An 18,835-nucleotide genomic window follows, 5' to 3' on the forward strand; every position below is an offset into this window, starting at 1 on the left:
ACACTCCAGCACGGCCGGACACCCCGATCAGCGCGGACGCATCGGCACCACACGTTCTGGTGATGACAGAAGCGACATCACGTCACATACCGTCCTCTCAGTTCTGGTCTCATTCATACCCGTCCGCCGAGGTTCGATCACCCCTGAGTGGCTGACTCCGCTGCAGGCCAGGACGGTCGCGAACGCGTTTGAACGGCGCCGAGGAGAATTGGAAAGCGTCGCCTCCGCCCGCCAGGGCAAACGAAAGGCCCCGACCGGGTTCCGGTCGGGGCCATCGTTATGTTCGGGACGCGAGCCGGAGTGGTGGCCCGAGGCGTTCTCCGGCATCATCCGGTCCTTCGTGTGACGCGCGACCCTTCTCGTACGCCATCCTGGAGCCCCGGCCGGTCCCGCGGCGGAACGGCGGTACTCCTGCGTGGCGAGGTGTTCCCCATAAGCAAGACGAACGGTTCGGCCCTGACGGCGTGGCTGTGCGGACTCGACGCACCCGGGTTGGAACGGGTCCTGGCGGCACGCCCGGATGTGGCGGTGGCGCCGGAGCCGCGGTCGGTCGGTGAACTGGCAGACCGTCTTCAGCGCCCGGCGTCAGTGGCACTGGCCCTGCCCCGGCTCGCACTGCCGTGCCTGCAAGTGGCGGAGGCCATCGCCGCGCTGGGGTCCGTGTCCCGGGACGACCTGGCCGCCTTCCTGGACGCGGCGGACGGGGAACGCACCCGCGGGTTGGATGTGGCCCTGGAGGCGCTGGCCGATCGTGCTCTGGTGTGGCCGGGCCACGACGGGGTGCTGCACATGGCAGCACCGCTGCGGCACGCATGGGACTCACCTCTCGGGCTCGACGCACCGCTGGCGCGTCTGCTCGCAGGCACGAACTCCGACGAACTGGGCCGCGTACTGGCGAAACTGGGCGTCAAGCCGGCTGGCAACAACAAGTCACGGCGATTGGCGGCGCTGATCGACCATCACAGCGATCCGGAAAGGGTCGCCGCGCTGGTGGCCAAGGCTCCGGGGGCAACGAGGAAGCTCCTCGAGCAGCGTGCGAGCCGGCCTCCGAAGCAACCGGCGTTCATCATGTTCACAGGCTCGCAGTCCGGCTCCGAGCCAGGCGAACAGTGGGCGCTGGAGCGGGGGTTGCTGATCCGGGACCGCCATCGGTACGGGTCGGCCCGGATGCCGGCAGAGGTGGCACTCGCGGTGCGCGGGCCCGGCTGGTTCGCTCCGTTCACGCCCGTCCCGCCGGTCGTGCGATCGGTGTCCATCACTGCTTCGCAGATCGAACGGGAGGCCGCAGCCGCCTCGATGGCGTTCGCCGCCCATGCCGCGTCGGTTCTCAGGGTGTGCGCCGTCACTCCCCCGACTCGGCTCAAGGCTGGTGGGATCGGCGCACGCGAGTTGTCCCGGATCTGCAAGGCGGCGCAGTGCGACGAGATCGTGGTCCGCATCGCGCTGGAGGCGGCGAACGGGGCTGGGCTGCTCGCCCGGGACGGCGACCGGGTCGTGGCGACCGCCGGCTACGACGTCTGGGCCGAGAAGGAGCCGGCCGACCAACTCGCCGTGCTTCTCCAGGCGTGGTGGACACTCCCGCTGTCCCCCGGCGGCAGCCGCGACGAGGACGGGAAGGCTCTGCCTGCCCTCGCCGGCCCACCGGCCTGCGGGGGCTGCGTACAGGGTCGGCACGGACTATTCTCGGCCGCGTCACAGCTCCCGGCCGGCGAAGGCGCGTCGAACCCAGCGGGGTTGGGGGCGCTGATCGTGTGGCACCGGCCGCTCGCCGACGAACTCCCCCAGGACGCCACGCCGTTCGCCACCCTGATCCGTGAAACGGAACTGCTCGGCGCACTCGCCCTCGGGGCGCTGTCCCCCATCGGGACCGCGCTGCTCGCCGGTGACACCGCCGCGCTGGCGGACGCCTGCCGGCAGCTACTGCCCGCCGCCAGCGGGACCGCCCGCTTCGGCAGCGATCTCACGGCCATGGTTGCCGGTACGCCATCAGCAGCCATCGCCACGTTGCTGGACTCCGCCGCAGACCGGGAGACAGCCGGAACGGCGTCCGTGTGGCGGTTCAGCCCGGGAAGCGTCCGCCGCGCCCTCGACGCGGGCCTGACCCCCGACGCGATCACGGCCGACCTGGCCGCCGTCGCCGTCGAACCGCTTCCCCAGCCGCTCTCGTACCTGATCCACGACACCGCGCGCAGCCACGGCCGGGTCCGTGTCGTCTCCGCAGCCAGTGTGATCCACGGCGAGGAACCGGCTCTCCTGGCCGAACTCGCTGCCCACCGCAAGCTCGCCCAGCTCGGCCTACGGCAATTGGCACCGACCGTCCTGATCAGCCGGACCCCGCCGGACAAGACGCTCGCGGCACTGCGATCCGCGGGCTATGCCCCCGTCGCCGAGAAGCCCGACGGCACCGTCCGCGTCGAGCGGGCCGAGCGCCCCCGCGCGGCACCCCCGGTACCGTCCCCGCGACTGCCCCGCGGCAGGTCCCGGCCGCAGCAACCGGGGAACCGTCCCGTCGACTTGGGAGCCCTCGCCGCCCGGCTACTGGCCGGCCCGCAGGACATCCCGGACCCCGACCCGTGGGACGGCCGCCCCTACGGCAGTGACACCGAGGAGATCATCGCCGGGTACGCGCGCAACCTGTCCTTCGCCGACGTCCGCCAGCTGGCCCACGCGGTCAACGAGGGCCTGTCGGTCACCATCGAGTACATCGCCACCTCCGGCAACGAGACCATCCGCACCCTCAGCCGTCTGGATCTCGACCCGCCCTACCTTCAGGCCTGGTGCCATCTGCGGAACGACGAACGCGTGTTCACCATCTCCCGCATCCACGGGGTGATGCCCGGGTAGCCAACGCCGTCGTGGGCCTCCGGTCATCGGACCTCCGGTTGGGCGGCCGAGGTCGCCTACACGTTGCGGTAGACGTCGCGGCGGTTGCCGACAGTCAGGACCCACACGACCAGTTGGCCGCCCTCAACCGTGTACACGACGCGATAGTCCCCGACCCGCAGTCGCCAACGCGCACTGTGCCCCTGAAGGGCTTTGACGTCGGAGGCCCCGGTGTCCCCGTCGTCCAGCGCCTTCTGGAGATCAGTGAGGCGATGCAGGATACGCACGGCATCAGGCCGGGAAATCTTGAGCATGTCCCGCTGGGCGTGCGGTGTGAACCGCGTGACGTAGCCCATGGCTCAGGCGTGGTGGTCGCGGAGCATGGCGGCCATCTCTTCGAGCGACACGGATCCGTCGCGCCCCTCGGTCTCCGCCTCGTCGGCCAACCGGTTGAGCCAGGCGTCTTCGGCCTGCTCCGCCAGCCTGCGCAGGTGCTGGTACTCACGGATGTCGATCACTACGGCTTCCTGCTTGCCGCGCCGCGTGATGATCGTGGGGGTTTCGTCCCTGCGCGCGCGATCGAGGACGTCCGCAAGGTGGCTGCGGACCTCGGCCATGGATTCGATCACCGGCTCACTCATGCAACAAATGTAGCAGATGTACATCTATGTGATTGCAGCGCTCAACGGACCGAGCGCGCATGACTCGAAGCCCGGCTGGCTGCAGCTCTGGTGGCAGTCACCCCGGTCCAGCGCCGTTCGACGCCCAGCAAACGAGTCACACCGCTGCAGGTCAGAATGCCCATGGACCTCCCCGGACACCTGGACGCATCTGGAAAGCGTGTTGGGGGCAACCCCTCACGAGTTCGAATCTCGTATCCTCCGCCTGATCGAAGGCCGGACCGCAACAGCGGTCCGGCCTTCGTCGTGCTCCGTCCCCTTGCACTGCCCGCGCCCACGGCGCCATGCCGACGCAGCCCGGGCCGGGGTGGCGCGGGCTGGGGGCGGGGTGGCGGCGGTGGCGGGGTGGGTCAGAGGTTGAACATCCCGCGGTACGGCTCGGCGATGCGCTCCTGCCGTGATCCGAAGTCGACGAGTACTGCGGTGTCGCCCTCGACGCCGATGACCCGGCCGAGGCCGTAGGCGTCGTGGGTGACGCGATCGCCGATGGCGAAGTGCTTGCGCGGCGCTTCGGCCTTGGCCTTGAAGGGGCTGGTGGGCAGGTGGCGGCGGACTGCTTCAGGTTTTCTCATCCAGGTCAGTATGCTCCGCGAAGCGTGGTAGCGGCCCTTTCTGACGACCCGAAATCTTGGATGCCTGAAATGCCGGGTTTGTTGAACGTCACTTTCCGGGGGCGTGCGCCCGGAGTCACACCACAGGTCGGCCGCCGCGCCGGGGCACTGCGCACGGTCGGATCAACTGCCCGCACCAGCAGTGATGTTGGCGTACGCGGTGGATCCGGCCCGCTGGCGCCGGGGCAGCGGCCGCCGAAACCTGGGGCAAAATGTCCCCCCGTTCCGGGCTTGGGGCTGCTACAGTCGGAGGAGTTGCAGTAGTGGTTCCCATGAACTTTGTGTGCGCCTGCTGATGTATCGCAGGCGCATTTCTGTTTTCCGGACATTTTCCGGGCGGGCGCTCATCGCGGTGACTCGGTGCCCGTATCGTGCGGGTTCCGGAAGGTCCCTTGAAGGAGATTTTTTACATGGCTAATGGCACCGTGAAGTGGTTCAACGCGGAAAAGGGCTTCGGCTTCATCGAGCAGGAGGGTGGCGGCCCGGACGTCTTCGCCCACTACTCGAACATCAACGCCAGCGGCTTCCGCGAGCTGCTCGAGGGCCAGAAGGTCGAGTTCGACGTCACGCAGGGCCAGAAGGGCCCGCAGGCCGAGAACATTCGCCCGCTGTAGTTCCTACTGCCACGGCAACCGCCTGGCAGCGAGGGGCCCGCGCCGCGCACATGGTGCCCGGTGCGGGCCCCTCGGCTTTTGTGCCGCCCCGAGGAGGGTCTCCCGCATGAACCGTTCCAGCCGCCCTCCGCGCCGACGCACCGGTTCCGGTTCCGGCTCCGCATCGGGCGGCGGCGCGGGATCCGCCTCCGTGCGGGAGTTCTCGGTGCCGGTGAGTACCGTGCCGGCCCTGCCGCCCGTCGAGTCCTTCGAGGAACTGGACCTGCCGAGGGAGCTGCTGACGATCCTGGCGCGCAGGGGCATCAGCACGCCCTTCCCGATCCAGGCCGCGACGTTGCCGAACTCGCTGGCCGGCCGCGACGTGCTGGGACGGGGCCGTACCGGCTCCGGCAAGACACTCGCGTTCGGTCTCGCCGTACTCGCCCGCACCGTCGGGCAGCAGGCTGAGCCGCGGTGCCCGCTCGCACTGGTCCTGGTCCCCACCCGTGAGCTCGCCCAGCAGGTCACCGAAGCCCTCACCCCGTACGCCCACGCGACGCATCTGCGGATGGCCACCGTGGTCGGCGGGGTGCCGGTCCGCCGCCAGGCGCAGGTGTTGAACCGCGGTGCGGAGATCGTGGTGGCCACGCCCGGCCGGCTGGGGGACCTGATCGAGCGCAGGCTCTGCCGCCTGGACCGGGTCGGTATCACCGTCCTCGACGAAGCCGACCGGATGGCCGACATGGGCTTCCTGCCCGACGTCACCGCGCTCCTCGAACAGGTCGCCGAAGGCGGCCAGACGATGCTGTTCTCCGCCACCCTGGACCGCAACGTCGACGGCCTGGTGCGGCGCTTCCTGAAGGACCCGGTCACGCACTCGGTGGATCCGTCCGCAGGAACTGTCAGCACGATGGAGCACCACGTGCTGCACGTGCAGAACTCCGACAAGACCGCCACGATCGCCCACATCGCCTCCCGCGACGGCAGGGTGATCATGTTCATCGACACCAAGAGCGGCGCGGACCGCCTGGTCGACACCCTGCTGGCAAAGGGAGTGAAGGCCGCGGCCCTGCACGGGGGCAAGTCCCAACCGCAGCGCACCCGCACCCTGGAACAGTTCCGCACCGGTCAGGTGGCCGCGCTCGTCGCGACCGACGTCGCCGCCCGGGGCATCCACATCGACGGCCTCGACCTGGTCGTCAACCTGGACCCGCCCGCCGACCACACGGACTACCTGCACCGCGGCGGACGCACCGCCCGGGCCGGCGAGTCCGGCACCGTCGTCACTCTGGTCCTCCCCAACCAGCGCCGCGGCACGGCCCGGATGATGTCCACGGCCGGCATCACCCCCGTCACCACCAAGGTCCGGCCCGGCGACGCGGAACTCACCCGGATCACCGGCGCCCGCGTCCCCACCGGCGTGCCCACCACGATCCCCGACCCCGTCGTCGAACGGCCCCGCCACAACCGGTCCACCGGCCGCCCCCGCTACGGCCGCCCGGCCTCCGCCACCCGCACCCGGCCGACCACCGACGGCTCGGGCGGCACCGCGTCCCGGTCGCGCAGCAGGTAACCGCGAACAATCGCCCCGGCGGGGTCAACCGGCGGCGGCGGACCTCGCGTCGGTTGCCCATCGCCGTGACCCAGATGGTCAGTCGGCCGCCCTTGAGGGAGGGCCGGAGCCGGCAGGCCGGGCGGCGTTCGGGCTGCACGGGCGTGGCTGACGGGCACCGGTGGCTCTGTGCCGGGCCTTGATCTCCAGTGGGCTTGAAGTTCTAGCCTCAGCGGTACGCGGCCGGGTCGGCCGCGGCAGGCAGCGCGAGCCGGGGAGTCACGGCCATGGGCATCAGCACGGAGGCGTTCGCCGCTCTGGAGCGGCAGGTTCAGGTTCTGGTCGATCGTGCCGAGATCACCGGACTCATCGACGGTTATCTGATCAGCCTCGACACGGTGCCCCAGGGCGGCGGCCGGTTCGACGAAGCGTGGGCGCGGCGGTACTTCACGTCCGATGTGCGGATCAGCAGGCCGGTCGGGGAGCACGAGGGGATCGCCGGGCTGGCCGAGGCGGAGCAGGTGGCGCTCGGAAAGTTCAAGCGCACTCAGCACACGGGGGCCAACTACATGATCGACCTGGCCGGGGACCGGGCCGCGGTCCGCTGGAACGCGATCATGACGCACGTGCACCTCGCCGCGACTCAGCAGGCGCGCGGCGAGGAAGCCGGCGGCCACTTCGATGTCGGCGGCACGTTCACCGGCGAGGCGGTGCGGACCTCGGACGGCTGGCGACTGCGCCGCCTCGAGGTGCAGGCGGTCTGGACGAACGGGAAGGGGCCGCTCGCCCTGACGCCGGAGGCCGAGGCGACGCTGCGCGACCTCGCGGTCGGCGTGTGACCTCCCGTGGGGACGGCCGACCCCTTGGCGGGTGACAAAGCGGCCAGAGTGTTGCGTACATGTCCAACACGAGCCTAGCGTAAGGGCCTGTTGGACTGTTCGCACGGAGAGGCTCGATGTGATGCTTCGTCAAGTCAGGGCAGCAACAAGCGCGGTGATCGCCGCCGGACTGGCGGTCGCCGGAGGATGGGTGGGGGCCTCGCCGGCCGGGGCCGCGGCAGGCCCGACGGCGCTGAACGGGGCGGACTACACGCTCAGCGCGGACTACCACAAGTACGACGCGCTCGACTCGGCGCTGGTGACGGCACTGGGGACGTCGCCCGTGCACACCGTGATGGAGAACGCCAACCACACCCGGCAGGCGCTGCCCTCGTCGTTCTCGGTGGCGGGGCTGTCCACGGGGTTCCGGTTCGACGACGGTGACAACACGGACTGCAAGAGCGTTCCGCAGGGGATCACCACGAGCCGGGACGCCGTGGGGACGGCGAACAGCGGGAACTACGACGGGCATCAGCTGGTGCTGGTCAGCTGGTACACCGCCGACGCCTGCGGCGGGAACCACCAGCGCAGCCGGATCACGCTGGCGGACTGGGACGCCACCTACCCCAACACGTACCGCAAGATCCTGCTGGTGGAGCCGACGGGCACGGCGGCGGCGCCGGACTTCAAGGACATCCCGATCCACGCGGGCGGCGTCTCCTGGTACGGGGACTACCTCTATGTCGCCGACACCGGGCGCGGCATGCGGGTCTTCGACATGCGCAAGATCCTCAACACCGACACCGGCGGCACCGCCGATCAGATCGGCCGCCAGGCCAACGGGGCCTACTACGCCCACAATTACGCCTACGTGCTGCCGCAGGTCGGCACCGTCACCTCGCAGACGGCCACCGGTGTGGCCGGGCTGGCGTGGTCGTCCATCTCGCTGGACCGGGTCAGCAAGTCGATCGTGATGACGGAGTACACCTGCCCGGTGAGCTCGACCTGCACCGACTACCCGAAGCGGGAGCCGCGGGCCGTGCGCTTCCCGTTCGCACCGGGGGCGACGACGTTCGCCACGACGACGACCGCGAGTCAGGCGCTCATGCTGCCCTGGTACCACCTCAACGGCGTGGCGTCCCACAACGGCCGGTGGTGGTTCAACTCCTCGGGGGAGAAGCAGCTTTACTACTGGACGCCGACGGCCGGGCCGTCCACCTTCGCCTGGGTGGGCGGCGGTGAGAGCCTCTCCTACTGGGAGGACGCCACCAACCCCGACCTGCTGTGGTCGTTGCAGGAGACCACGGGCGGACGCAATGTCTTCGCCGTCACCCAGGCCACCTACGGCGGGGGCTGAGCAGCGGCGCGGTAGCGGCCGGGTGTGGTGCCGAACTCCCGCTGGAACGCGTGGGAGAAGGCGTAGGGCGTGCCGTAGCCGACCCGGCGGGCGATGGCGGCCAGCGGGTCGGGGGTGTCCCGGAGTCTCGCGGCGGCCAGGGCGAGGCGCCACCAGGTCAGGTACGCCATCGGCGGCCGGCCGACCAGTGCGGTGAACCGGCGCGCCAGGGTGGCGCGGGACACCCCGACCTCCGCCGCCAGGAGATCGGTGGTCCACCGGGCGGCCGGGTCCGCGTGCAGGGCGCGGACCGCGGCCGCCGCCACCTCGTCGTCCAGGACGGCAGGCCAGGCGCCCGTCGAGCCCTCGGTGAGCCAGGCGCGGATCAGGTAGACCAGCAGCAGGTCGAGCAGGCTGGGGACGGCGACGCCGGAGCCGGGGCGGCGACCGCTCGCCTCGCGCCCCAACAGGTCGATGGCGGCGCGGAGTTCGGGGTGGCGGCCGACCCGGCTCGGGAGGTGCACCAACTCCGGCAGCTCAGCGAGCAGTGGGTGCGCGCGGCTGTGGTCGAGCCGGTACTTGCCGCACAGCAGCTCCACCTCCCCCTGGCCCGGCCGCCCGAGAATGTCCTTTTCGGCCAACTGCTCGAACGGGACTGCGCGTTGGGCAGCGCCCGGACCGGCCTCGGCGTCCGCGAGGACGTGGCCGGCGCCGCGCGGCAGCAGCACCGCGTCGCCGGAGGTGAGCGCCAGGGTGGTGCCGTCCGCGCCGATCAGCCGGCAGCTGCCCGCCAGGACGACGTGGAAGCCGGCGCCGTCGTACGGGGCGAGGCGGGTGCTCCAACTTCCGCCGACTCGCACGCGGTTGGAGGAGGGCCGTCCGATCCGGACCGTCGATATCGCGTCGCTGACCACGTCCATGCCCCGGAGTGTATTCACCCGCGCAGGTGAGAGCGTGTTGCGTATCCGGATGAGCCGATCGAGCATTGAGACACTCGCCAAATGGCCCTTAGCGTCGGCGACATGAACAGCGAACACGTGCGGAGCATCACGCTCGGGAGTGTCGAAGTCCTCCGCGTCATCGAGTGGCAGGGCCCGTTCCTGCCGGCCCACCAGCTGGTCCCCGGGTTCGGGGCCGAGCGGTGGGAGGAGAACGCCGGGTGGCTGGCGCCGCAGCACTGGGTGCCGGAGAGTGGGCTGGCGGCGGCCGCGTTGCAGACCTGGGTGCTGCGCAGCGGCGGCCGAACTGTCTTGGTGGACACCAGCGTTGGCAATGGGCGCGAGCGGCCCGAGACGCCGGCGTTCCACCAGTGGCAGGGCGATTTCCTCGGCCGGCTCACCGCGGCCGGCGTCCGCCCGGAGGACGTGGACGTCGTCGTCAACACCCATCTGCACGCCGACCACGTCGGGTGGAACACCACCGAGTCGGACGGGGAGTGGGTGCCCACGTTCCCGAACGCGCAGTACCTGCTGCACGCCGCGGACGACTTCCACCTCGGCCCGGGGAACTCCTACGGCGGCGGGCGGGAGGCGGAGCTGATCTACCAGGACAGCATCGAACCGGTCGACCGGAGTGGGCAGTTGGCGCGCTGGGAGGGTGAACACCGGATCGACGAGAACCTGGTGCTGGAGTCCGCGCCCGGCCACACACCCGGCTCCTCGGTGCTGCGGCTGGAGTCCGGGGGCGAACGGGCCGTCTTCGTCGGTGACTTGATGCACAGCCCGGTGCAGATCATCGCCCCGTCCTGCAACAGCTGCTGGTGCGTCGACCCCGCGCAGGCGGCGGCCAGCCGTCACCGGATCCTCGAACGGGCGGCGGCGCGGCGGGAGTTGGTGGTGCCGGCGCACTTCGGCGGAGCCGGGGCGCTGGAGGTCCGGCGGGCGCCGGGCGGCGGGTTCGCGATCGAGCGGTGGGCGGCCGCCTTCGCCTGAACTGCGGTGAAAGTAGCGAAAGTTCTACTTCGCAGACGCCAGGGAGTGCCTCAACGCGTAGCCCTGTTCGGGCAGACGGAGGGAAGCGGTCGAGAGTGTGACAGATATCGACCGTCTGCGGTCGGGAATGGTCCGATTTCATCCGCAGGTGGCGAAATTTCGGCTACTCGCCAGTTTCGCCGATCTTCGATCGGTTCGGGTGCTAAGTTCCGTGCCTGTAAACATAGTTAGCCCCGACGACGCGGCAACGTCCCGGGGCCTGGCAACAGGAATAGACCTCCCGATGCGTATTCATCGTAGCGCCCAGAGCGGCGAATCCACGGCTATCGCCAACGACATTCTGCAGAACCGTGACCTTTCGTACGTCGCCAAGGGCGTGCTCGGGTACCTTCTCTCGCTGCCGGACGACACGCCGGAGAACTGCAAGAACCTGGCCGACGCAGGCTTCGAAGGCCGCACCACCATCACGAAGGCCGTGGCCGAGCTGCGGGCCGCCGGGTACTACCGGCTGGTGAAGAAGCGCCTCCCGGCGGGCCAGGTCATCAGCGAGATCCACGTCTACGACACGCCCCAACTCCCGCAGGACGCCGCCGAGTCGGGCACCGACGCACCGGAGGCCGGAAATCCGGGCCCCGGTGCAGCGAGCGTCGGTGCGCCGGGCGGGTACCTACAAAAGAAGGTAAAAGAAACTACTACCCCCCTACCGTCCCCAGCGCCGAGCGACCGGCGCGAGCCGGGCGGGGCGGACGAGGCGGACCGACCGACCGAGCCGGGCGAGCCGGACGCGCTCGACGAGCCGGTCGAGCCGGTCGAGCCGGGCGGGGCGGACGAGGCGGACCGACCGACCGAACCGGTCGAGCCGGACGCGCTCGACGAGCCGGTCGAGCCGGGCGAGCCGGGCGAGCCGGTCGAGCCGGGCGAGCCGGTCGAGCCGGTCGAGCCGGACGCGCTCGACGAGCCGGGCGAGCCGGACCTGCCTGGCCAACCCGACGAGCCGGACCTGCCGTACTGGCCGACCTGGCCGACCTGGCCGACCTGGCCGAACCGAACGCACACGCCTGCCGATCCCAGCGAGCCCAGCGGGACGACCGATCCTGGCCAGCCCGACGAACTGGACCAGCCGGACCTGCCGGACCAGCCGCACGCGCCCTGTGAGCCCTACGAGCCGAACGCGCCCGCCGACCAGGCCGGTCAGCCCGAGCCGGACGACCGCAGCAGGCCCGCCGCACCGCCGGCCAAGCAGGCCGCACCGCCGGCCGAGCACGCCGAGCCGCCCCAGCGCGCCGAACGCGCCATCCCGGCACAGCGAACCGCCCCGACCGTGCGGGCGCAGCGCGCCGAACGTGCTCCGCGAACCCCGCGTGGCACGGCCCGGACGGCCCTGACGGCCATGGACGACCGGACCCGCGAGGCGGTCGCCGCGCTGTTCCGGGCGCTCCGCAACGAGCCGCGCCTGCGTCTCGGCGAGGCCGAGGCGCGGAGGCTCGCGCCGCTGGTCGTGCCGTGGCTGGAGCGCAACGTGCCGGAGGCCGATCTGGTCCGGGCCCTGACGAGCCACCTGCCCCCCGAAGTCACGTCGCCGGCCGGCCTGGTCCGCTTCCGGCTGAGGGACAAGCTCCCGCCCGTCCCGGAGCCCGCGCCTCCCGCCAAGCCCCCGCAGGCCGAGTGCGCCAAGTGCTGCGACCCGATCCCGCGGCCCGGCATCTGCGCCCCGTGTGCCGGTCTGGGCGCCCGTCGGGAGCCCGCTGTAGGTGGCGGCGCGGCGTTCGCCCGGGCGGGTGCCGCCCGGGTCAGGGAGGCGATGCAGTGGGTCGCCCGGCCGGGCAGGTCGGCCGTCGGCAACCCCGTCCCGGCGGGCTGATCGGGACGGCTCGCCGTCACGGGTTGGCGTCGAGCAGCGCGTGCCCGAGCGGCGCGAGGGCGTGCTGCACCTGGCGCCCCTGCCGGGTGATGGTGATCAGTCCGGCGGCTCGCAGCACGTTGGTGTGCGGCGAGGCGGACGGTGCGGCGATGCCGAGCGTGGCGGCCAACTCCGTGGTGGTGCACGGGCCTTGGGCGACAACCCGGAGAGCTCGGGTGCGGGCCGGGCCGAGCAGCGCGAGCAGGCCGTCGGGAGCGGCGTCCGGACGGACGGCGGGCGTCACCGGGTGCAGCACGGCGGTGGGCCGGTCGGGCGGGTGCAGGACGGCGCACTTGTCGAGGAACAGGTTCGGGTGCAACTGCAGCCCGCGGCCTGCGAGTCGGTGCCGGAGCACAGGGCCGGGGCGCTCGACGGTGAGGGTGCCGGCGTCGTGCCAGCTCAGCCGCGGGTGCAGGCGGGAGAGCATCGCGGCGGGCCCGTCCGTCGCCACCGTCTGTGCGTGGCACCGGACTTGGGCGTCGAGGGTGCGGCGCAGGACCCGCCAGTCGGGTGCCAGGCATTCGCGGTAGAGGGCGGCGGCAGCGTTCATCACGGGGCGCAGCGCGCGGGCGCCTTCGTCGCGGAGGCGTTGGACGACGACCGAGGAGGAGGCGGCCTCCCGGCTCCCGATGCTGGCGCTGTTCGCCCGGATCGCCGAGGTCAGGGCGGCCGAGGGGATGCACGCCTCGGCGGCGGTGGACATCGACGCGTGGGGTCCGGCGCTCGGGCCGGACGAGCGGCGGCTGATGATCGGGCTGGAGGTGGCGAACTCCCACCTGATGACGCTGCCGGACGAGGAGTATCTCGGCCGTGAACTCGACCCGCCCGTCAAAACCCGGTTCGCCGAACTCGCTGTCCCGGTAAGCGTTCTGGTCGGCGGCCACGACCTGGAGGCGACCCGGCTGTGGGCCCGGCGGCTGGCCGCGCAGGCACCGGACGCGACGCTGACGGAGCTGCCGGAGGCGGACCACTTCCCGATGCTGTCGGCGCCGGCCGCGTTCGAGAAGTACCTGCGCGCGCTGCTCTGAGCCGTGCTCAGTCCCGCTGCACCCAGTCGGGCACCCAGGTGCCGGGGGCGTCGTGGGCGGCCTTGGTGGCGGCCAGGTGGGTGCGCAGGGCGGCCAGTGCCGGGTGCGGGTTGTCGCGGTGCCACACCAGGGAGTGCGGGTAGACGGGCGTCGGGTCGGTGAGCGGGATCCGGCGCAGGCCGTGGCTCTCCGGCCAGACCAGCCGGGTGCCGTCGCTGAGGAAGGTCGCCAGTGCGGGAGTGTCGGCGATGGTGTCGAGCAGGGCGTCGGAGCCGAAGTTGGGGCCGGTGGCCTCGATGGTGAGGCCGAACTCGGCGACCAGGTCGTCGTAGTAGGCCGCCCACTCGGAGCCGGGGAGGATGCCGGGCATCCAGATCCGGTGGCCGACGAGTTCGCGCGGCGTCACCGAGCGGGCCTCGGCGAGGGCGTGGTCGGGGCCGGTGAGCAGTTGGAGCTGCTCGTCGATCACCCGGGCGGCGGCGAGGTCGTCGGGCAGTGGCCGGCCCGGGGCGGCGACGGCACGGAAGGTGGCATCGATGGCCCCGGAGCGGACGGCGCGGACGGCCTCGTCGATGTCGAGCAGCTTCACCACGTCGAGTTCGGTCTCGGGGTGGCTGCGGTGGAAGTCGCGCAGCAGGCCCGACGCGGCGCCGCGCAGGTTGATCACGTCCACCCGGAGCGGGCGGCGGGCGGCGTGCACGGAAGCGACGGCGCGTTCGGCGACCCGCAGCAGTTCGCGGGCGTGCGGGAGGAACGCCTGACCGTCGATGGTGGCCTCGGCGCCGCGCGGGGTGCGGATGAACAGCCGGACCCCGAGGTCGCGTTCGAGGGCGGCGATGCGCTTGGAGACAGCCTGCTGGGTGATCGCCAGGTCGGTGGCGGCCTTCTGGAACTGGCCCGCCTCGGCGACGGCGAGGTAGGTGCGTACGGCTTCGAGGTCCACGTTGCCCCACCTTAGTGAACAACCACTGGTTGTACAGACGGCCGTCCTCGGTTGTTTGACCTGCGCTTGTGCGGCCCGGTTGGCTCTCCATGGTCAACGGAGGTTTGTACGGTCGGCGGGGGTGGCGGTGGGCAGGCGGTCCTTGGGACGACGGTTCGGGTGGCTGTGGGCGTCGTACGCGGTGAGCGCGTACGGGTCGGGGCTGGGGTTCGGGGCGCTGCCGCTGATCGCGGTGCTGGTGCTGCACGCCGGGCCCGCCGAGGTGTCGGCGCTGTCGGCCGTGGGCCCGGCGGTGGGGGCGATGCTGGCGGTGCCGCTCGCGCCGTGGGTGGAGTTCCGGCGCAAGCGGCCGGTGATGATCGCGGCCGACCTGGTCCGGTTCGGCGCGATGGCGTCCATCCCGCTCGCGTACGCCTGCGGGGTGCTCGGCATCGGGCAGCTGTTCGCGGTGTCGGCGGTGGTCGCCGCGGCGAAGATCGCGTTCGGCGCGGCCAGCGGCGCCTACCTGAAGGCACTGGTCCGACCGGAGGACCTGCTGGTCGCCAACTCCCGCTTCGAGTCGACGAATTGGAGCTCGATCGCAATCGGGCCGCCACTCGGCGGGGCCGCGATCGGCGCGTTCGGGCCGGTCATCACGGTGCTGGCCGACGCGGGCAGCTACCTGCTGTCGGCGCTCGGCCTGACGGCGATCCGCGACCGCGAGGAAGCACCCCGGCGGCGCGAAACAGGCAAGGCCGGATCGCTGCTGGACGGCTGGCGACACCTGCTGGGCGACCCCGGGCTGCGCGCGCTGTACCTCAACAACCTGCTGGTGTCCGGTCTGATCATGGCCACCGAACCGGTCCTCGCCGTCCTACTGCTGCGCCAACTCCACTTCCCCGCCTGGCAGTACGGCCTGGCCTTCGCCGCCCCCTGCCTCGGCGGACTGATCGGCTCCCGGCTGGCCCCGCGGGTGGTGGCGCGGTACGGCCGGACGTGGGTGTTCCGGACGATCGGCACGCTGCGCGCCGTCTGGCTGGTCGGGCTGGCCTTCGTCCGGCCCGGCGTGGTCGGACTGGTCACGGTGATGGCCGTCGAGCTGGCGATCATCGTCAACATGAGCCTGTTCACGCCGGTGCTCGCCACCTACCGGCTGGAACGCACCCCGCAGCACCTGGTCGCCCGCACGCTCTCGGCCTGGTCGATCGGCCAGCAGGCCGCCATCGCCGCCCTCACCACGCTCGGCGGCCTGCTCGCCACCCTGACCGGCCCGCGCACCACGCTGGCCGTCGCGGGCCTGCTCGCCCTGGCCACCCCGCTGCTGCTGCCCCGCCGCGAACCGGCAGCGCCGCACGAAGCCGCGCCGCACGAGCCCGCGCTGCTCAACAACCGCGCCTGATCGCCCCCTCAGGAGTGAGGAGACTCCCGTGAAGAACACCGCGCTGCTACTGCTGGACTGCCAGCCGGCCGTCCTGTCCGCCGTCCCCGAGGCCGGTCCGCTGCTCGACCGGCTGGAGCGGGCCGTCGCCGAGGTCCGCGCGAAGGGCGGCACGGTGGCCCACGTGCGGGCCGCGTTCACCGAGGACGACTGGGCGGCCGTCCCCGCCGCCAACACCACGTTCGCCGCCGTGGCCCGGCACCGCGCCCTGCACCACCAGGACCCGGGCGCCGCCTTCCACCCCCGACTCGCCCCGCAGCCAGGCGACTTGGTGGCCCGCAAGACCCGCCTCGGCGCGCTGTCCACCACCGACCTCGACCGGCGGCTGCGGGCCCGCGGCATCGACACCCTGATCGTCGGCGGGCTCAGCACCGGCGGCGCCGTACTGTCCACCGTCCTGGACGCGGCCGACCGCGACTACCGCCTGCACGTGCTGTCGGACGGCATCGCGGACCCGGACCCGGAGGTGCACGCGTTCGTGCTCGACCGGCTGCTCTCGTCCCGCGCCCAACTGGTCACCTGCGCGGCTCCGTTCGCGCCCTGATCGCGCGTCAGGCCACCGCCATCCGGGCGAACGCGGCGCGCGCGGTAGCGAGGAACGCCGGTACGGCGGGCCGGAGTTCGGCGCTGCGCAGCCAGCTCATGGTGATCGTGGTCCGGGCGGCGTCACCGAGCACCGGGACGGCGGCGAGTTCGCCGCGGGCCGCCGCGTCGGCCACCGCGAGCTCGGGCAACAGGGCGCAGCCGAGCCCGGCCACGGCACACTGGCGGAGGGCGGCGATGCCGGCCAGCTCGGTGTCGATCACGGGGGCGTCCGGGCCGAGGCTCCCGATCAGGGCGTCCAACATCTCCCGGAAGCCGCAGCCGGGCGGGGTGGCCAGGAAGGGTTCGCCGCGCAGTTCCGGCCCGCCGAGCTGCGGGTACCGGGCCAGCCGGTGGCCGATCGGAGCGACCACCATCAGCCGTTCGCCGGCCAGCGTCTCACTGGCCATCAGCTCGTCCTGGGGTGCCCGGCCGAAGGTCAGTGCCACGTCGAGCTCGCCGCGTCGCACCGCGTCGTACAGCTCGCCCCGGTTGCCCTGGCGGACCGCGACCTGCACCTGGGGGAACTCGCGGCGGTACGGGGCGAGGACGGCGGGCAGGCGGTGGGCGCACAGCGTCTCCAGCCCGCCGACCACCAGCCGGCCGCCGGGCCGGCCGTCCTCCTGCTCGACGGCCGTGCGGGCCTGCTGGGCGAGCAGCAGCATCCGGTCCGCGTACTCGAGCAGCCGTTCGCCGGCCGGGGTGAGCGACAGTTGGCGGTGGCCGCGGTCGAACAGCTTGGCGTCGAGTTCCGCCTCCAGGGCCTGCACCTGTGCGGTGACGCTGGACTGGGCGTAGTTCAACTCCGCGGCGGCCCGGGTGAAGTTGAGCGTCCGGGCGACGGTGCGGAAGGTCCGGAGATGGCGCAGTTCCACGGTGTCCGCTCCTCGTCGTCGGCCGAGTCGGCCCGGGCCGGCTTCGTCATCGGCCGAGTCGGCCCGGGCCTGCTTCGTCATCGGCTCCGGCGATGGGTGCCATCGGAAGCTTCCGCTTCCTCAACCGCCGTGCCGCGGCAAGAATTTCAGTGATCGCCCGCCGCTCACAACCGGCCCGGCGAACCGCGGCGTCGCCGTCGTCCGGCACGCCCGTCGCATCCACTCTTCTTCGCACCCTCGGGGGGACAGCTGTGCCCGGTGGACGGACCGACGCCCGGCGCGGGAACGGGCTGCTGCTGCTCGGAATCTCGCTCGGCTACTTCATGGTGATGCTGGACACCACGGTGGTGACCGTGGCGCTGCCCGCGATCGGCGCGGACCTGTCGGGTTCGCTCGGCGGCCTGCAGTGGGTCTCGAACGGCTACACCCTCACCTTCGCCGCGCTGCTGCTCACCGCCGGTGCGCTGGCCGACCGTCACGGCGGGCGGCGGGTGTTCCTGGCGGGGCTGTGGCTGTTCGGCGCCTGCTCCGGGGTGAGCGCGCTGGCCGGGTCGATGGGCGTACTGATCGCGCTGCGGGCGCTGCTCGGCGCGGCGGGCGCGCTGCTGCTGCCGGCCTCGCTCGCGGTGATCGCGCACGCCTGGACCGAACCGGCGGCGCGGGCCCGGGCGATGGGCGTGTGGGCGGCGATCAGCGGCAGCGCGCTGGCCGCCGGGCCGCTGGTGGGCGGGGTGCTCACCGACCGGTTCGGCTGGCAGGCGATCTTCCTGGTCAACGTGCCGGTGGCGCTGCTCGCCATCGCCCTGACGGTGCGCCACGCCCCGGCGGACCGGCCCGGGCCGGCCAAGGGCGTGGACCTGCCGGGTCAGCTCTGCGCGGTGCTGGCGCTGACCGGGCTGACCTGGGCGCTGATCGAGAGCGAGCCGGCGGGCTGGGCGTCGCTGCCGGTGCTCGGCGGTTTCACGGTGTTCACGCTGGCGGGCGGGTCGTTCGTGGCGGTCGAACGCCGCCGGGAGGCCGCGCGGCTCGCCCCGATGCTCCCGCTGGGGCTGCTGCGCGACCGGACCCTCGCCACCGGGCTGTTCGCCGGGCTGCTGGTGAACTTCGGGCTGTCCGGGGTGCTGTTCGTGCTCTCGCTGCACTTCCAGCGGGCGCACGGCCTGAGCGCGCTCGGCGCGGGCGTCGCGTTCCTGCCGCTGATGCTGCCGACAGCGTTCAACCCGGTCTTCACGGGACGGCTGGTGGGCCGGATCGGGGCCCGCCGCCCGGCCGTCGCCGGATTCCTGCTGATGGGCACCGGGGTGCTGGTGGCCGCCGCGGCGACCGCGGACTCGACGGCCGCGCGGGTGGCGATGGCGGCCGGGCTGCTGGTGCTGGGCTTCGGGGTGTCGTTCGCGATCCCGTCGCTGATGACGGCGGTGGTCGGCGCGGTCGCCAAGGAGCAGTCCGGGATCGCCTCGGGCGCGCTGAACTCGGCCCGGCAGACCGGCGCGGTGCTCGGCGTGGCCGTGCTGGGCGCGCTTGCCGACACCGCCTCGGGCGGCTCCGGCACCCGGCTCGCCCTGCTGGTCGCCGGTCTCGCGCTGCTGGCCGGCGCGGCCGCGGTCGCCGCGTTCCTGGGCCGCCCGGCCGGACGGCAGTCACCGGCCCGACGAGAAGCCCAGGCCCGGCGAGAAGCCCCGGCCGGGCGAGAGGCTCCAGCCCGGCGAGAAGCCCCGGCCGGGCGAAAGACCTGACCGGGCAACG

19 protein-coding genes are annotated in these 18,835 nt (G+C 72.3%); 12 read left to right on the plus strand and 7 right to left on the minus strand.

Annotated features, from left to right (window positions below):
- A partial coding sequence (locus ACIHEI_RS06500; RefSeq protein ID WP_396605877.1) for a hypothetical protein occupies positions 1-346 on the plus strand: 346 nt, incomplete at its 5' end.
- Positions 347-630: 284 nt separating this feature from the next.
- Positions 631-2,844, plus strand: a complete 2,214-nt coding sequence (locus ACIHEI_RS06505) for a helicase C-terminal domain-containing protein (protein ID WP_396605878.1) — start codon at positions 631-633, stop codon at positions 2,842-2,844.
- A gap of 56 nt (positions 2,845-2,900) precedes the next feature.
- On the opposite strand, the gene ACIHEI_RS06510 is transcribed toward ACIHEI_RS06505, so the two are convergent.
- The 3 genes from ACIHEI_RS06510 to ACIHEI_RS06520 form a co-directional block, all read right to left on the minus strand.
- The gene (locus ACIHEI_RS06510; RefSeq protein WP_396605879.1) at positions 2,901-3,179 is read right to left on the minus strand and encodes a type II toxin-antitoxin system RelE/ParE family toxin; all 279 of its coding nucleotides are present in this window, start codon (positions 3,177-3,179) and stop codon (positions 2,901-2,903) included.
- 3 nt (positions 3,180-3,182) lie between these two features.
- Positions 3,183-3,464, minus strand: coding sequence for a type II toxin-antitoxin system Phd/YefM family antitoxin (locus ACIHEI_RS06515; protein ID WP_396605880.1), 282 nt, complete (start codon positions 3,462-3,464; stop codon positions 3,183-3,185).
- A 389-nt stretch (positions 3,465-3,853) separates the two neighbouring features.
- Positions 3,854-4,075 carry a hypothetical protein gene (locus tag ACIHEI_RS06520; protein ID WP_387639316.1) on the minus strand — a complete coding sequence of 74 codons (222 nt, stop codon included), beginning with the start codon at positions 4,073-4,075 and terminating at the stop codon, positions 3,854-3,856.
- A gap of 449 nt (positions 4,076-4,524) precedes the next feature.
- Between ACIHEI_RS06520 and ACIHEI_RS06525 the strand changes: the two genes are divergently transcribed.
- The 4 genes from ACIHEI_RS06525 (at position 4,525) to ACIHEI_RS06540 (ending at position 8,434) form a co-directional block, all read left to right on the plus strand.
- On the plus strand, positions 4,525-4,728 hold the full coding sequence (locus ACIHEI_RS06525; RefSeq protein WP_030916923.1) for a cold-shock protein: 204 nt from the start codon (positions 4,525-4,527) through the stop codon (positions 4,726-4,728).
- 106 nt (positions 4,729-4,834) lie between these two features.
- A complete protein-coding gene (locus tag ACIHEI_RS06530; RefSeq protein ID WP_396605881.1) occupies positions 4,835-6,280 on the plus strand; it encodes a DEAD/DEAH box helicase in 1,446 nt (481 codons plus the stop codon).
- Between the two features lie 266 nt (positions 6,281-6,546).
- Positions 6,547-7,098, plus strand: coding sequence for a nuclear transport factor 2 family protein (locus ACIHEI_RS06535; protein WP_387639322.1), 552 nt, complete (start codon positions 6,547-6,549; stop codon positions 7,096-7,098).
- 121 nt (positions 7,099-7,219) lie between these two features.
- Complete coding sequence (locus ACIHEI_RS06540) at positions 7,220-8,434, plus strand: hypothetical protein (protein ID WP_396605882.1); 1,215 nt, start codon at positions 7,220-7,222, stop codon at positions 8,432-8,434.
- Here ACIHEI_RS06540 and ACIHEI_RS06545 read toward each other — a convergent pair.
- Positions 8,419-9,333 (minus strand): AraC family transcriptional regulator, encoded by a 915-nt coding sequence (locus ACIHEI_RS06545; protein ID WP_396605883.1) that lies wholly within the window; start codon positions 9,331-9,333, stop codon positions 8,419-8,421. The two genes, ACIHEI_RS06540 and ACIHEI_RS06545, sit on opposite strands and share 16 nt — an antisense overlap.
- A 102-nt stretch (positions 9,334-9,435) precedes the next feature.
- On the opposite strand from ACIHEI_RS06545, the gene ACIHEI_RS06550 reads away from it, so the two are divergent.
- A complete protein-coding gene (locus tag ACIHEI_RS06550; RefSeq protein WP_396605884.1) occupies positions 9,436-10,344 on the plus strand; it encodes an MBL fold metallo-hydrolase in 909 nt (302 codons plus the stop codon).
- 283 nt (positions 10,345-10,627) lie between these two features.
- Positions 10,628-12,205, plus strand: coding sequence for a hypothetical protein (locus ACIHEI_RS06555; RefSeq protein ID WP_396605885.1), 1,578 nt, complete (start codon positions 10,628-10,630; stop codon positions 12,203-12,205).
- Between the two features lie 16 nt (positions 12,206-12,221).
- Here the strand turns inward: ACIHEI_RS06555 and ACIHEI_RS06560 are convergent, their stop codons facing one another.
- Entirely contained in the window at positions 12,222-12,947 is a 726-nt protein-coding gene (locus ACIHEI_RS06560; RefSeq protein WP_396605886.1) for an ArsR/SmtB family transcription factor, read from the minus strand.
- Between ACIHEI_RS06560 and ACIHEI_RS06565 the strand changes: the two genes are divergently transcribed.
- Positions 12,922-13,272 (plus strand): alpha/beta fold hydrolase, encoded by a 351-nt coding sequence (locus tag ACIHEI_RS06565; RefSeq protein ID WP_396605887.1) that lies wholly within the window; start codon positions 12,922-12,924, stop codon positions 13,270-13,272. The genes ACIHEI_RS06560 and ACIHEI_RS06565 overlap by 26 nt on opposite strands.
- Positions 13,273-13,279: 7 nt before the next feature.
- Here the strand turns inward: ACIHEI_RS06565 and ACIHEI_RS06570 are convergent, their stop codons facing one another.
- Positions 13,280-14,215 (minus strand): LysR family transcriptional regulator, encoded by a 936-nt coding sequence (locus tag ACIHEI_RS06570; RefSeq protein ID WP_392949143.1) that lies wholly within the window; start codon positions 14,213-14,215, stop codon positions 13,280-13,282.
- 142 nt (positions 14,216-14,357) lie between these two features.
- Between ACIHEI_RS06570 and ACIHEI_RS06575 the strand changes: the two genes are divergently transcribed.
- Both ACIHEI_RS06575 and ACIHEI_RS06580 read left to right on the plus strand, forming a co-directional pair.
- Entirely contained in the window at positions 14,358-15,593 is a 1,236-nt protein-coding gene (locus ACIHEI_RS06575) for an MFS transporter (RefSeq protein ID WP_396605888.1), read from the plus strand.
- A 28-nt stretch (positions 15,594-15,621) separates the two neighbouring features.
- The gene (locus ACIHEI_RS06580) at positions 15,622-16,176 is read left to right on the plus strand and encodes a cysteine hydrolase family protein (RefSeq protein ID WP_396605889.1); all 555 of its coding nucleotides are present in this window, start codon (positions 15,622-15,624) and stop codon (positions 16,174-16,176) included.
- Between the two features lie 7 nt (positions 16,177-16,183).
- On the opposite strand, the gene ACIHEI_RS06585 is transcribed toward ACIHEI_RS06580, so the two are convergent.
- Positions 16,184-17,089: a LysR family transcriptional regulator gene (locus ACIHEI_RS06585; RefSeq protein ID WP_396605890.1), complete on the minus strand. Its 906-nt coding sequence runs from the start codon at positions 17,087-17,089 to the stop codon at positions 16,184-16,186.
- Positions 17,090-17,340: 251 nt separating this feature from the next.
- On the opposite strand from ACIHEI_RS06585, the gene ACIHEI_RS06590 reads away from it, so the two are divergent.
- On the plus strand, positions 17,341-18,825 hold the full coding sequence (locus ACIHEI_RS06590) for an MFS transporter (RefSeq protein ID WP_396605891.1): 1,485 nt from the start codon (positions 17,341-17,343) through the stop codon (positions 18,823-18,825).
- Positions 18,826-18,835: the final 10 nt, after the last annotated feature.

The organism is Kitasatospora sp. NPDC051984, assembly GCF_044593455.1.
Lineage (GTDB): Bacteria > Actinomycetota > Actinomycetes > Streptomycetales > Streptomycetaceae > Kitasatospora.

Bases quoted from the DNA above. Each gene is read 5' to 3' on its own strand.
- ACIHEI_RS06545 (WP_396605883.1), bottom strand. From the start codon at position 9,333: ATGGACGTGGTCAGCGACGCGATATCGACGGTCCGGATCGGACGGCCC.
- ACIHEI_RS06510 (WP_396605879.1), bottom strand. From the start codon at position 3,179: ATGGGCTACGTCACGCGGTTCACACCGCACGCCCAGCGGGACATGCTC.
- ACIHEI_RS06520 (WP_387639316.1), bottom strand. From the start codon at position 4,075: ATGAGAAAACCTGAAGCAGTCCGCCGCCACCTGCCCACCAGCCCCTTC.
- ACIHEI_RS06540 (WP_396605882.1), top strand. From the start codon at position 7,220: ATGCTTCGTCAAGTCAGGGCAGCAACAAGCGCGGTGATCGCCGCCGGA.
- ACIHEI_RS06555 (WP_396605885.1), top strand. From the start codon at position 10,628: ATGCGTATTCATCGTAGCGCCCAGAGCGGCGAATCCACGGCTATCGCC.
- ACIHEI_RS06515 (WP_396605880.1), bottom strand. From the start codon at position 3,464: ATGAGTGAGCCGGTGATCGAATCCATGGCCGAGGTCCGCAGCCACCTT.
- ACIHEI_RS06550 (WP_396605884.1), top strand. From the start codon at position 9,436: ATGAACAGCGAACACGTGCGGAGCATCACGCTCGGGAGTGTCGAAGTC.
- ACIHEI_RS06530 (WP_396605881.1), top strand. From the start codon at position 4,835: ATGAACCGTTCCAGCCGCCCTCCGCGCCGACGCACCGGTTCCGGTTCC.
- ACIHEI_RS06535 (WP_387639322.1), top strand. From the start codon at position 6,547: ATGGGCATCAGCACGGAGGCGTTCGCCGCTCTGGAGCGGCAGGTTCAG.
- ACIHEI_RS06560 (WP_396605886.1), bottom strand. From the start codon at position 12,947: ATGTCCACCGCCGCCGAGGCGTGCATCCCCTCGGCCGCCCTGACCTCG.
- ACIHEI_RS06525 (WP_030916923.1), top strand. From the start codon at position 4,525: ATGGCTAATGGCACCGTGAAGTGGTTCAACGCGGAAAAGGGCTTCGGC.
- ACIHEI_RS06565 (WP_396605887.1), top strand. From the start codon at position 12,922: ATGCACGCCTCGGCGGCGGTGGACATCGACGCGTGGGGTCCGGCGCTC.